This is a genomic window from Pseudomonas sp. F-14 TE3623, assembly GCF_053629015.1.
Genome location: NZ_JBRJHM010000001.1, coordinates 4,056,071 through 4,069,572, shown reverse-complemented (window position 1 = coordinate 4,069,572; position 13,502 = coordinate 4,056,071). Strand labels below are relative to the sequence as shown.

The following is a 13,502-nucleotide window of genomic DNA, read 5'->3' as shown; positions in this document are numbered from 1 at the left end:
CGATGTTCAGAATCCTGTTTCGCCTCTATTTGGTAACCATTGTCTCGTTCAGCGCCGCGATTTATTTGGTGCCGGACTTGGTGATCCAGGTCTTCCATGAGCGTTTTGTCACCTACAACCTCGATTACTCCCGAGGGTTACAAACGCTGATCGTCAAGCAGTTTCGCGCGGTGCCGATTGAGCAGTGGCCGGCATTGGCGGCCGAGATGGACAAGGAATTCCAGCCGTTGCACATCGTGCTGGCCCGCAACGACGACGCCGAATTTACCCTGGATGAACGTGCGCGCTTGCAGCGTGGGGAAAACGTCGTGCGCATCGGCGACTGGGGCTGGCGCACCTTGGCCGTGACGCCGTTGAACGAGCAGATGGTCGTGGAAATGGTCGTGCCGCCGGACCCGACGGACGTCAGCTGGTTGTACTGGAGCATCAACGTACTGATCGGCGCGACTATGCTCGCGTGCCTGTTGCTGTGGTTGCGCCCGCACTGGCGCGACCTGGAGCGCCTCAAAGGCACCGCCGAACGCTTCGGCAAAGGCCACTTGAGCGAGCGCACGCAGATTTCCCCCAGTTCCAACATCGGCAGCCTGGCCCACGTGTTCGACACCATGGCCGGCGACATCGAAAACCTGCTCAACCAGCAACGCGATCTGCTCAACGCCGTGTCCCACGAATTGCGCACGCCACTGACGCGGCTGGATTTCGGCCTGGCCCTGGCGCTGTCCGACGACTTGCCGGCCACCAGCCGCGAACGTCTGCAAGGCTTGGTCGCGCACATTCGCGAACTGGATGAGTTGGTGCTGGAACTGCTGTCCTACAGCCGACTGCAAAACCCGGCGCGGCTGCCGGAACAGGTCGACGTGTCGCTGGATGAATTCATCGACAGCATCCTCGGCAGTGTCGACGAAGAACTGGAATCCCCGGAAATCGTCATTGATGTGCTGCTTAACGGCCAGCTCGAACGCTTCTCGCTGGACCCGCGACTGACCGCCCGAGCTATCCAGAACCTGCTGCGCAACGCCATGCGCTATTGCGAAAAACGGATTCAGATCGGTGTGCAGGTGTGCGCCAAGGGCTGTGAGATCTGGGTGGATGATGATGGCATCGGCATTCCAGAGGAGGAGCGGGAGCGGATTTTCGAGCCGTTTTATCGGCTGGATCGTAGTCGGGATCGGGCGACTGGCGGCTTCGGGTTGGGGTTGGCGATCAGCCGCCGGGCGCTGGAAGCACAGGGCGGCACACTTACTGCGCAACCGTCGCCGCTGGGGGGGGCGCGGTTCAGGTTGTGGTTGCCGACCCCCGCCTGAATCTTGCGAAACCCTTGTGGCGAGGGGGCAAGCCCCCTCGCCACAAGGCATTACCAGTCACCGTTCAGCCGAGTATTTCGGTTGATGGAATCAACCCGACCCCAGCCACCTGCATCCGGTCGATTGCTGCCGCCAGCGATCCATCCAGATCAATCGCCCGACACGCATCCACCACCACAAACGCATTGAACCCCGCCGCCCGCGCGTCCAGCGCGGAGAACATCACGCAGAAATCCAGTGCCAGCCCGACCATGTAAACCGTGTCGATGCCGCGCTCTTTAAGGTATCCGGCCAAGCCTGTGGTCGTGGTTCGATCCGCTTCCAGAAACGCCGAATAACTGTCGATGTCCGGGTTGCAGCCCTTGCGGATGATCAATTGGGCGTGGGGCAGGTCCAGTTCCGCATGGAACTCGGCACCGGGTGTGGCCCGTACACAATGCTCAGGCCAAAGTGTCTGCTCGCCGTAAGGCAACTGAATCACGTCGTAAGGCTTGCGACCGGGGTGGCTGGAGGCGAATGAGGCATGGCCGGGCGGGTGCCAGTCCTGGGCGATGATGACCTGCTTGAATTGGCGGCCGAGGCGGTTGATCAAGGGCACGATCAGGTCGCCCTCCGGCACCGGTAATTGACCGCCGGGGATGAAGTCGTTCTGTACGTCGATAACCAGCAGGGCTGCACGTGAAGAGATAGGCATGGGTGGGGTTCCTCCTTGGAAAGTCAGGTGCAAGCATAGTGACAACTTTGCTGGTGCGCTAAGCCGGTTTCTCATTAATTTCGGTGGTGCAGCCAATCGCGAGCAGGTCAGTCCAGATACCACAAAACCCGGAGCAGTCCCGCATTTGGCCGAACCGCTGCCTTACTGCTGGCACTGATGCCTTGTTATAGTTCGGGCCTCATATTCTGCCCGGTAAAGGATCACTGCCATGTCTCAATACACCGCCTTCAGCGTCGAACTGGCCGATAAAATCGCCCATGTGCAGATCAACCGGCCGGAAAAGATCAATTCGATGAACGCCGCGTTCTGGAGCGAGATCATCGAGATTTTCCAGTGGATCGACGATACCGACGAAGTCCGGGTGGTGGTACTCAGTGGTGCCGGCAAGCATTTTTCTTCCGGTATCGACCTGATGATGCTGGCCGGTGTGGCCAATGAGCTGGGTAAGGATGTCGGCCGCAATGCGCGCCTGCTACGGCGCAAGATCCTTGCACTGCAAGCGTCGTTCAATGCCGTCGACAACTGCCGCAAACCGGTGCTGGCGGCGATTCAGGGTTATTGCCTAGGCGGCGCCATCGACCTGATTTCAGCCTGCGACATGCGTTACGCCGCCGAGGACGCGCAATTTTCCATCAAGGAAATCGACATCGGCATGGCAGCCGATGTGGGCACTTTGCAACGCTTGCCACGGATAATCGGTGACGGCATGCTGCGTGAACTGGCTTACACTGGTCGCACCTTTGGCGCCGACGAAGCGCGGACCATCGGCCTGGTCAATCGCGTCTACAGCGATACCACCAGCCTGCTTGAAGGCGTGATGGGCATAGCCCGTGAAATCGCCGGCAAGTCGCCGATTGCTATCACCGGCACCAAAGAGATGATCAGCTACATGCGTGACCATCGCATCGACGACGGCCTCGAATACGTCGCCACCTGGAACGCCGCCATGCTGCAATCTACCGATCTGCGCGTGGCTATGGCCGCCCATATGAGCAAACAGAAACCCGAATTTCTGGATTGATTAAACATGATTTCACGCTGGACCACTGCAGTACTGGACACCGATCAACCCGGCGGTTGGGCCGTGGCCCGCAGCCCTGAAGGCTTTTTGTTCGATGACAATGGCGCGCTGTTTCCACGGGAATGGCTCAAGCGTCAGGACCTGTCGATTCTCGCCGAGCATGGCATCGGTCACCTGGATGGCGAACCGGTCTACCTGCTGGAGTTGCGCAGTCACAGCGAAGTACCGGGCTGCAACTGGAAAGGCCTGCGAGCGTTCATGCTCGAGGGCGATCACACCGTCTACAAGGTTCTCGGCTATGCCGCGCAAATCGGGACTTGGGCCCGCGAACACCGTTTCTGCGGTAATTGCGGACAGGTGATGAACCAGGTGCCGCGTGAGCGGGCGATGTACTGTGAGCCGTGTGATATACGCCACTATCCGCGCATTTCACCGAGCATGATCGTGCTGGTGACCCGTGGCGACGAGGTTCTGCTGGCCCGATCGCCACGTTTTGTCACCGGGGTCTACAGCACGTTGGCGGGGTTTGCCGAGCCGGGGGAGTCGGCCGAGGATTGCCTGATTCGCGAGGTCCGCGAAGAGGTGCAGATCGAGGTCAAGAACATCCAGTACATGGGCAGTCAGTGCTGGCCGTTCCCGCATTCGATGATGCTCGGTTTTCACGCCGAGTATGCCGGGGGCGAGATTGTCTGTCAGGAAGACGAGATCGAAGACGCCCAGTGGTTCAACGTGCACGAGCTGCCGCCATTGCCGGCGTCTCGCTCGATTGCCCGTTACCTGATCGACGTCTATGTGGCGCGGCGCTTAGGCCACGCTGAACCAGTGCTGCCAAGCTAACCGGACGGTCAAGCCAAGCACCACGGTGATGAACACCGGACGAATGAATTTCGCACCGCCGCTGATGGCGGTGCGCGCGCCGAAGAAGGCGCCGACCATCACCGACAGGCCCATGCTCAGGCCGATGATCCAGTCCACCTGCCCGGAAAATATGAACACCGACAGCGCTGCGATGTTGCTGACGAAGTTCATGCTGCGCGCCACGCCGCTGGCCTTGACCAGGTCGATGGGGTACATCAGCAGGCTGCTGACGGTCCAGAACGCCCCCGTTCCCGGCCCGGCCACGCCGTCGTAGAAACCGAGGCTGAAGCCTTGTGTCGATTGCCATTTTTTCTTGATCGGTGCGTCGCTGTCCAGCGGCGCCTTCGGTGTGCCGCCGAACAACAGATAAAGACCGCAAGCGAAAACGATCACCGGCAGCATCTTGTTCAGCCATTCCGCCGGCAAGTAATGAGCGACCACCGCGCCGGTGAGTGCACCCACCAGTGTGCCGACGATGGCGTGCGTCCATTGCCGAGGATGGAACAGCTTGCGCCGATAGAAAGTGAAACTGGCAGTGGCCGAGCCGAAGGTCGAACTGAGTTTGTTGGTGCCCAGCACCAGATGCGGCGGCAGGCCTGCGGTCAGCAGCGCCGGAGTGGTCAACAGGCCGCCACCGCCGGCGATGGCGTCGATGAAACCGGCAATGAAAGCGACGAGGGCCAGAACGACCAGGGTAGTGGGGTCAACGCTGAGTTCGAAAGGCATGGAATGGGCTTATTCGGCAGGGCGCAGAAGAGGGCTGCGAGGAAGGCCGGTATCTTACCCATATCCAAACTCTGCGGCGACCGGTCTGGCCCTTTCGCGAGCAAGCCCGCTCCCACATTTAATCGCATTCCCCTGAAGGAACTCGGTCGAATGTGGGAGCGGGCTTGCTCGCGAAGGCGTCAGCCCCGACGACGCATCACTTGCGCTCAGGCCCATTACCAATCTGCCAAACAAACGGCGGTTCAGTCCCGTTGATCGCCCAGTCCCCGACAATCCGCGCCTTGTAGATCACCGGATTGTGCGACGACACGGTCCGCGCATTGCGCCAATGCCGATCCAGCGATTTGCCTTCACGAACATCCGAAGCGCCCAAGGCATTGAACAGCCCCGTGGTCGCGCGCTGGATCAATTCCGAGACCACCACCTGAGCCTTGGCCGACTCAATCTCCGCTGCCACATTCGCCGCACGCTCCAGCGCTTTATCCCCGGAGAACCGCGCCAGATAAGCCCGCTGCGCCGGTTGCGCAGCCTTCAAGGCACTGGCTTCGGCGGCATACACCCACGCCGCCACTTCACCAACCACCTGCTGCACTTGCGAATCTTCGCTGACCCGCTGTGCATTGCCGTGGCTATAGATGCGTTTACGCTCGCGCACCTGATGCGCCACATCACGCAATGCGGCGCGGCCAATTCCGGCCAGGGTCGCCAACAGCACCAATTGATAAAACGCCGTCTGGTATTTGAAGCGGGTGGCGAAGTCGATGATGTTCTCGGCGTCCACTTCGGCATCGATAAATCGCGAGGTGCCGCTGCCCGTGGTGCGCTGGCCGAAACCGTCCCAGTCATCGCTCTGCACAATTCCCGATTGGCGTGTGCGGACGGCAGCAATCACGTCGCCGCCGGTATCGCTGCGTTGGGCATAGACGTCGATCCAGTCAGAGAAAATGCTGCCGGTGCTGTAGAACTTCTCGCCGTTGAGCCGCCACTGATCGCCGTCGGGCGAAACCTTGGTGATCACATCACCGATCGCCACGCTGCCGATTTCGGTCCAGGCGCAACCGACGATGTCGCCCTCCACGAAGCGTTTGAACCAGACATCCCTAGCCGGTCCCGGCGCTGCGTTCAAACGATCCTCGGCAAAGGCGAAATGCCCGCGCAGGGCCTGGGGCACGTTGGAATCGGCTTCGGCCAGTTCGATCAGCAATTCGAACAACTGCGGCAGGGACGCGCCGCCACCGCCGTATTCAACCGGCACCCGAACCGCGCCGAAGCCAGCGTCCTTGAGCCATTGAATCGGTTCGTAAGGCAGGCTGCGGGTTTGTTCGCGCTCAACGGCACCGGCGGCGATGCGTTGGAAGATCGGCCGAAAACGTGCGGCCAGCGCTTCATAATCCGTGCCGGTAGATAGCGGGTTGATTACTTGATGTTCGGTCATGGGACAGCTCCTTGGGACGACAGTGAATACCGTGGGGGATTGCACGGTCCATGCCGAAGCTCGCAGACCTTGGTTTATTGGATGTTGTGGATTTCGGCGTGGCCTGAATTGTTGCTGTGCCAACAGAGCATCAGCAAATTGCTTCAGGTGTACCCGGATCCCTGTGGGAGCGGGCTTGCTCGCGAAAGCGATATGCCAGTCAATAAAGATGTTGAATGTTAAACCGCCTTCGCGAGCAAGCCCGCTCCCACAGGGATCTCGCTCGACTCAAGACGGTAGTGTCACAAATCGCGATTCAGCGCTGGCACGGTTGCTGCTCTGCCTCAGGACTTCCCTGAAAACCCGAGGACATGCCAATGAGTCATCAAGCCGTCAAATTTGCCTACTGGGTACCGAACGTCAGCGGCGGGCTGGTGGTCAGCAAGATCGAGCAGCGCACCCACTGGGGCATCGACTACAACCGCAAACTGGCGCAACTGGCCGAAGAGGCGGGGTTCGAATATGCCCTGACCCAGATTCGTTTCACCGCCGGTTATGGCGCCGAGTTCCAGCATGAATCCGTTGCCTTCAGTCATGCGCTGCTGGCCGCCACCACCAAGTTGAAAGTCATCGCGGCGATCCTGCCGGGGCCATGGCAACCGGCGCTGGCGGCCAAACAACTGGCAACCATCGATCAACTCACTAACGGCCGGGTGGCGGTGAACATTGTCAGCGGTTGGTTCAAGGGCGAGTTTCAGGCCATCGGCGAACACTGGCTGGAGCACGATGAACGTTATCGCCGCTCCGAAGAATTTATTCGCGCATTGAAGGGCATCTGGACCCAGGACAACTTCACCTTTCGCGGCGACTTCTATCGCTTCGACAACTACAGCCTCAAACCCAAGCCTCTGGGTCAGCCGGAAGTCTTCCAGGGCGGCAGTTCCCGCGCGGCACGGGACATGGCGGCGCGGGTTTCGGACTGGTACTTCACCAACGGCAACACCCCCGAAGGCATCAAGGCCCAGGTCGATGACATCCGCACGAAAGCAGCTGCGAACAATCATTCGGTGAAGGTCGGGGTGAATGCTTTTGTCATCGCTCGTGACACCGAAGAAGAGGCGCGGGCGGTGTTGGCGCAGATCATCGATCAGGCCGACCCCGAAGCCGTGAACGCCTTTGGCGACGCGGCGAAGCAAGCGGGCAGGGCGTCGCCCGAGGGCGAGGGCAACTGGGCCAAGTCGACCTTTGAAGATCTGGTGCAGTACAACGATGGTTTCAAGACCAACCTGATCGGCACACCGCAGCAGATCGCCGAGCGGATCGTCGCGTTGAAAGCGGTGGGCGTGGATTTGGTGCTGGCGGGGTTCCTGCACTTTCAGGAAGAGGTGGAATATTTCGGGAAGCGGGTGTTGCCGTTGGTGCGGGAGTTGGAGGCCAAAGCTCAACTGAAGCAAACCGCCGCGGTAGCCTGAACACCACAAGCCACTGTGGGAGCGGGCTTGCTCGCGAAGACGGACTGACATTCAATATTGATGTCGACTGACACACCGCTTTCGCGAGCAAGCCCGCTCCCACATTTGAACTGTGTGAACCTATAGGCCCAAGTCGGACAAGCCCGGGTGATCATCCGGCCGGCGGCCCAGCGGCCAGTGGAACTTGCGGTCGCTTTCCTTGATCGGCATGTCGTTGATGCAGGCGTAACGGTTGAACATCAGGCCGTTCTCGTCAAACTCCCAGTTCTCGTTGCCATAGGAACGGAACCAGTTACCCGAGTCGTCATGCCATTCGTAGGCATAACGCACGGCGATGCGGTTGGCGCCATGGGCCCAGAGTTCCTTGATCAGTCGGTAGTCCAGTTCCTTTGCCCATTTGCGGGTCAGGAATGCTTTGGCTTCTTCGCGGTTATGGGCGAACTCGGCGCGGTTACGCCATTGGGTGTCCAGGGTGTAGGCCAGGGACACCCGTTCCGGGTCGCGGGAGTTCCAGCCATCCTCGGCCAGGCGAACTTTTTCGATGGCCGATTCACGGGTAAACGGTGGCAATGGCGGACGAACTTCGGCAGTAGACATATTAAGTCTCCCTATCAAATTAACGTTCAAGCAAGTTGTCGGGCTTATTAAAAGTGTTACAGGTCCAATAACTTTCGCGCCATGCATTGCGCATTATCGGCGGCACTGTGATCACCCATCACAAGCGCTACGGTAATGGCACCGTCGATCAGGATCAGCAGCTGTTTGGCCTGCGTCTCCGGGTCTTGTGCGCCATGTTCGGTACAGAGCTCGCGCACGTAGTCGAGCAGCTTCTGTTTGTGGTCTTTGGCGACCAGGCGAACCGGGTCTTGCGCATCGCCGGTTTCGCCGCTGGTGTTGATGAATGCGCAGCCGCGAAAGCCTTCGGAGGCGAACCAGGCCTTGAGCACGGTAAACAGGTTGAGCAGCCGGTCGGCCGGGGTTTGCGCCTTTCCGACTTCGCTTCGATACCAATTCATCCAGCGCACATCACGGCGTTGCAGGGCCGCGACGGTGAGCTCCTCCTTGTTGGCGAAGTAGCGGTAAATACTTTTTCTGGAGACGCCGGCGGTTTTCACCAGAAGATCCATGCCGGTGGCAGCGATGCCACTTTTGTAGATCAACTTTTCGGTGACATCCAGAATGATGTCGCGTGTGTCGTTGCTAGTGATTTCGTTCATGCGGCCAACAGTAGAATGATCGTTCTCCTTGGTCAAGTGGTAATTTGTGTCGCTTGTGAAATTGCCTTCGCGAGCAAGCCCGCTCCCACAGGGGAACGCATTTCAAATGTGGGAGCGGGCTTGCTCGCGAAGAGGCCATTACAGACAGTAACAAGACCCAAGGCAATCCATGGTGTAAGCTCTCGGGTTCTTCGGATTCGACCCTTTTGCGAGCCCTATGCCGTCGCTTTTCAAACGCTCTCTGCTGCCTAAACTGCGCAGTTTTCCGCTGACCGCCGATGCCGTCACCATCCTCTCTGGCGCCGCCGAGTTCCGCCGTTGCCTGCTGGAACAAATCGCCCAGGCAACCCAGCGCATCTATATCGTCGCGCTGTACCTGCAACAGGACGAGGCCGGGCAGGAAATCCTCGATGCCCTGCACGCCGCCAAACTGGCGCGCCCGGAACTGGACGTGGTGGTGGTCGTGGACTGGTTGCGCGCCCAGCGCGGTTTGATCGGTGCCGGTAAGCAGCCGGGCAACTCGGCCTGGTATCAGGAAGCGACCCGTACCCACGAAAGCGTGGTGCCGGTGTACGGTGTGCCGGTGCAGACCCGCGAGCTGTTCGGCGTGCTGCATTTGAAGGGCTTTGTGATCGACGATTGCGTGCTCTACAGCGGCGCGAGCCTGAACAACGTTTACCTGCACAAATTCGACAAGTACCGCTTCGACCGCTATCACCTGCTGCAGAATCACGCGCTGGCCGACTCGATGCAGCACCTGATTCAGCACGGTCTGATCGCCTCAAAAGCGGTGCATCGCCTCGATCTGCCAAACCTGCCGACCACCCGCAGCCTGCGCAACGACATCGGTGACCTGCGCAGCCGCCTCAAGCACGCGGCGTACGACACCACGGCCGGCAATACGGCGAAGGGCGGTTTATCGGTCAGTCCCTTGCTCGGTGTGGGCAAGAACAACCCGTTGAGTCGGGTGATCTGCGAGCTGATCGCCAGCGCCCAACATCAGCTGACCATCTGCACGCCGTACTTCAACCTGCCGCTGGCAGTGACCCGGGAAATCAACCGGGCGCTGGCGCGGGGCGTGAAGATCGACATCATCGTCGGCGACAAAACCGCCAACGACTTCTACATTCCGCCTAGCGAGCCGTTCAAGGTCATCGCGGCGTTGCCGTACCTTTACGAAATCAGCCTGCGACGCTTCGCCAAGCGCCATCAGCGCAGCATCGACAGTGGCAAGCTGAACCTGCATTTGTGGAAGGATGGTGACAACACCTATCACCTCAAGGGCATGTGGATCGATCAGCGCTACACCTTGCTGACCGGTAACAACCTCAACCCACGTGCGTTCCGTCTCGACCTGGAAAACGCGTTGCTGATTGATGATCCGAAAGGTGAGTTGCTGGAACCGCGTGGCAATGAGCTGGCGGAGATTTTCCAACACACCAGCCGTATTGAGCGGTATCAGGATCTGGAAACGCTGCCGGATTATCCGGCGGGAGTGGCCAAGTTTCTCAAGCGCGTGAGTCGGGTACGGATCGAGCGGTTGTTGTATCGGATTTTGTGAGGGTTAATACGGCGGGGTAGGTGTGGCGCCTGCCCAAATGCCATCGCGAGCAGGCTCGCTCCCACATTGGAATTGTGATCGACTCAAATCCAATGTGGGAGCGGGCTTGCTCGCGAAAGCGGTGTGTCAGGCGACATCAATGTTGACTGTTATGGCCCCTTCGCGAGCAAGCCCGCTCCCACAGGGATCTGCGCCGGGCTGATGGCTGCGCTAATATGCTCACCACTCACACAAGAACAAGGCTCGCCACGGTCAATGTCGGAAAAAGACACCATCTCCATTCAACTGGTGCGTGAAGCGCTGTTGCAAAGTTGCGCCCCGGGCGCTGCCACCGAAGAGGTGTTGAACAAGGTCGGCATCGATCCGGCGTTGCTGGAAACCACCGACGCCCGTGTTCCGGCCACCGCTTATGCGCGGTTGTGGCGGTTGCTGGCCCGCCGCGGGGACGATGAGTTTTTTGGCATGGACCCGCGCAAGCTCAAGTCCGGCAGCCTGGAGTTTCTGTGTCGTTGCTCGATGGTTCAGCCAAGTCTGGCGGCCGGGCTGACTTCGGGCCTGAGCTTTCTGTCGTTGATGCTGGAGCGCATGCCCGCGCAACTGGTTCGCCAGCAAAGCCTGGCGGAAATCGTCCTGCTGGAGGACGAAGAAGACCCGCGCCGCGCCTTCACCTACTTCACTTACTGGATGATCGTGCACGGCGTTGCCTGCTGGCTGGCGGGGCGGCGGATTCCGATCCTGGCCATCGAGTTGCGTTGCCCAGCGCCGGATTTTTGTGATGACTACCGGGTGATGTTCTCCGAAAACCTGCGGTTCGACCGGCCGCGCACGCGGATGATTTTCTCCGCTGACTGCCTGGATTTGCCGATCAAGCGCAGCTCTGAAGAGCTCAAACGCTTCCTGGCCCATGCGCCGGCGAACATTCTGGTAAAGTATCGCGACCCCGAAAGCCTGGCCAGTCGGATCAAGCACGATCTGCGGCAACTGCCTGCCGAGCATTGGCCGGAAACCGAGGCGCTGGCGCAGCAACTGTGCATGTCGGCCTCGACCCTGCGCCGCCGCCTGGCTGAAGAGGGCCAGACGTATCAGGGGCTCAAGGACAGTGTGCGCAAGGAACTGGCCATCGTCTGGCTGGCCGAGCCTGCCATCAGCTTCGCCGAAATCGCCACCCGTTTGGGGTTTGCCGATACCAGTTCGTTCTACAAGGCATTTCGCAAGTGGTCGGGGTCTAATCCGGGGCATTATCGGAGTTTGATTCTTAACGAGGCCAGTTGATCCGGATTTTGTGTTGATTGGTCTGGCGCCTTCGCGAGCAAGCCCGCTCCCACAGTGGAATTGTGTCTGCCCACCTATTTGCAACCCACACAAAACTTATGTGGGAGCGGGCTTGCTCGCGAAGGCGTCCGCCCAGGCGCTGCATCCCTTGAACCTTGGCCAAACCAGTCACACAACTTGATAGCTTTGACCATTGTCCCGCGCCCCGCGCAGAGCGAGTATTTCCCTGTTATTTACGGTTCCCCCAACCTAATAAAAATACACAGGGATTCTGGCAATGCGCGATTACTTGTCTGCCACGTCACAGTTCAATTATCAGCACACCGTCGATGCCGCGCTCACAGGGTCGTTGAGCGCGCTCAATGCCTGCGTCGAGTGTTGCGACCGGCATGCCTTGCCGGGGCGCATCGCGCTGTTTTGGGAAGGCCGCGACGGCGCCAGCGCGACCTACACCTTCAGCGACTTGCAGGATAAGGCCGCGCGGTTTGCCAATTTCCTGCTGGCCCAGGGCGTGAAGAAGGGCGATAAAGTCGCCGGCCTCTTGCCACGCAACATTGAATTACTGATCACCGTGTTCGCCACCTGGCGCATCGGCGCGGTCTATCAGCCGCTCTTTACGGCATTCGGCCCGAAAGCCATCGAACATCGCCTCAACAGCTCCGGCGCCGCAGTCGTAGTAACCGACGCGGTCAATCGCCCGAAACTTGCTGAAGTGGCCGACTGCCCGACTATCGTCACCGTTGGCGGTCCCAAGGGCCAGGGCATCGTGCGTGGCGATTTCAGTTTCTGGGCCGAACTGGCCAATTATTCTTCCGAGTGCGAACCGGTATTGCTGACTGGCGAAGACCCGTTCCTGCTGATGTTCACCTCGGGCACCACCGGCCCGTCGAAAGCGCTGTCGGTGCCGCTCAAGGCAATTGTCGCGTTCCAGAGTTACACCCGTGATGCCGTAGACCTGCGCCCTGAAGACGCGTTCTGGAACGTCGCCGATCCGGGCTGGGCCTATGGCATCTATTTCGGTGTCACCGGGCCGATGGCGATGGGGCACCCGATCACCTTTTACGATGGCCCGTTCACCCTCGAAAGCACCTGCCGGGTGATCAACAAATACGGGATCACCAACCTCACCGGTTCGCCGACCGCGTATCGCTTGCTGATTGCCGGTGGCGACGAGTTCGCCCGCTCGATCAAGGGCAAGCTGCGCATCGTCAGCAGCGCTGGCGAGCCGCTGAACCCGGAAGTGATCCGCTGGTTCGCCGATAACCTCGGCGTGGTGATCCACGACCATTACGGCCAGACCGAACTGGGCATGGTTCTGTGCAATCACCACGGCCTCGATCATCCAGTGCACGTCGGCGCTGCCGGTTTCGCCTCGCCGGGTCACCGCATCGTGGTGCTCGATGACGAATACAAAGAACTCGGCGTCGGCCAGCCAGGCATTCTGGCCATCGACCGTACCCAGTCGCCGATGTACTGGTTCGGCGGCTACGAAGGCGCTCCGACCAAGGCCTTCGTCGGCAACTATTACCTGAGCGGCGATACCGTCGAGTGGAACCCGGACGGCAGCATCAGCTTCGTCGGCCGCAGTGACGACGTGATCACTACCTCCGGCTACCGCGTCGGCCCGTTCGACGTCGAAAGTGCGCTGATCGAACACCCGGCAGTGGTCGAAGCGGCGGTGATCGGTAAGCCCGACCCGGAGCGCACCGAGCTGGTGAAAGCCTTCGTCGTGCTCAGCCCGCAATACCGCGCCGAACCTGCACTCGCCGAAGAGCTACGCCAACACGTGCGCAAGCGTCTGGCGGCGCACGCGTACCCCCGTGAAATCGAATTTGTCAGCGAATTGCCGAAAACCCCAAGCGGCAAATTGCAGCGCTTTATCTTGCGCAACCAGGAAATCGCCAAGGCTCAAGAGGCCACCGCGAAGAACGTTTCAGCTTGA

The 13,502-nt window shown here is 59.9% G+C and carries 12 protein-coding genes; 7 read left to right on the top strand and 5 right to left on the bottom strand.

All coding sequences use genetic code 11. The features are described from left to right. Positions 1-2 precede the first annotated feature (2 nt). Positions 3-1,304 (top strand): ATP-binding protein, encoded by a 1,302-nt coding sequence (locus AB7M29_RS18880; protein ID WP_454247529.1) that lies wholly within the window; start codon positions 3-5, stop codon positions 1,302-1,304. A gap of 64 nt (positions 1,305-1,368) precedes the next feature. Here AB7M29_RS18880 and pncA read toward each other — a convergent pair whose 3' ends face one another. Next, positions 1,369-1,998 carry a bifunctional nicotinamidase/pyrazinamidase gene (gene pncA, locus AB7M29_RS18875; protein WP_123722664.1) on the bottom strand — a complete coding sequence of 210 codons (630 nt, stop codon included), beginning with the start codon at positions 1,996-1,998 and terminating at the stop codon, positions 1,369-1,371. 229 nt (positions 1,999-2,227) lie between these two features. Here pncA and AB7M29_RS18870 point away from each other — a divergent pair, with 229 nt between their 5' ends. Further along, on the top strand, positions 2,228-3,040 hold the full coding sequence (locus tag AB7M29_RS18870; RefSeq protein ID WP_454247528.1) for a crotonase/enoyl-CoA hydratase family protein: 813 nt from the start codon (positions 2,228-2,230) through the stop codon (positions 3,038-3,040). A 6-nt stretch (positions 3,041-3,046) separates the two neighbouring features. Beyond that, entirely contained in the window at positions 3,047-3,877 is an 831-nt protein-coding gene (gene nudC, locus AB7M29_RS18865) for an NAD(+) diphosphatase (protein ID WP_454247527.1), read from the top strand. Here the strand turns inward: nudC and AB7M29_RS18860 are convergent. Then, positions 3,845-4,624, bottom strand: a complete 780-nt coding sequence (locus AB7M29_RS18860) for a TSUP family transporter (protein WP_454247526.1) — start codon at positions 4,622-4,624, stop codon at positions 3,845-3,847. The two genes, nudC and AB7M29_RS18860, sit on opposite strands and share 33 nt — an antisense overlap. A gap of 196 nt (positions 4,625-4,820) precedes the next feature. Then, on the bottom strand, positions 4,821-6,059 hold the full coding sequence (locus AB7M29_RS18855) for an acyl-CoA dehydrogenase family protein (RefSeq protein WP_217855860.1): 1,239 nt from the start codon (positions 6,057-6,059) through the stop codon (positions 4,821-4,823). A gap of 356 nt (positions 6,060-6,415) precedes the next feature. Between AB7M29_RS18855 and sfnG the strand changes: the two genes are divergently transcribed. Continuing rightward, the gene (gene sfnG / locus AB7M29_RS18850) at positions 6,416-7,510 is read left to right on the top strand and encodes a dimethylsulfone monooxygenase SfnG (protein WP_454247525.1); all 1,095 of its coding nucleotides are present in this window, start codon (positions 6,416-6,418) and stop codon (positions 7,508-7,510) included. A gap of 120 nt (positions 7,511-7,630) precedes the next feature. Here the strand turns inward: sfnG and AB7M29_RS18845 are convergent, their stop codons facing one another. Then, positions 7,631-8,107 (bottom strand): nuclear transport factor 2 family protein, encoded by a 477-nt coding sequence (locus AB7M29_RS18845; RefSeq protein WP_217855856.1) that lies wholly within the window; start codon positions 8,105-8,107, stop codon positions 7,631-7,633. 56 nt (positions 8,108-8,163) lie between these two features. Beyond that, positions 8,164-8,727, bottom strand: a complete 564-nt coding sequence (locus AB7M29_RS18840; protein ID WP_217855854.1) for a TetR/AcrR family transcriptional regulator — start codon at positions 8,725-8,727, stop codon at positions 8,164-8,166. Between the two features lie 217 nt (positions 8,728-8,944). Between AB7M29_RS18840 and pssA the strand changes: the two genes are divergently transcribed. The 3 genes from pssA to AB7M29_RS18825 all read left to right on the top strand — a co-directional run bounded on the left by pssA (position 8,945) and on the right by AB7M29_RS18825 (position 13,502). After that, complete coding sequence (gene pssA, locus AB7M29_RS18835) at positions 8,945-10,288, top strand: CDP-diacylglycerol--serine O-phosphatidyltransferase (RefSeq protein WP_217855852.1); 1,344 nt, start codon at positions 8,945-8,947, stop codon at positions 10,286-10,288. 255 nt (positions 10,289-10,543) lie between these two features. Continuing rightward, the gene (locus AB7M29_RS18830) at positions 10,544-11,560 is read left to right on the top strand and encodes an AraC family transcriptional regulator (protein WP_454247524.1); all 1,017 of its coding nucleotides are present in this window, start codon (positions 10,544-10,546) and stop codon (positions 11,558-11,560) included. A 277-nt stretch (positions 11,561-11,837) separates the two neighbouring features. Then, positions 11,838-13,502 (top strand): AMP-binding protein, encoded by a 1,665-nt coding sequence (locus tag AB7M29_RS18825; protein WP_217855847.1) that lies wholly within the window; start codon positions 11,838-11,840, stop codon positions 13,500-13,502.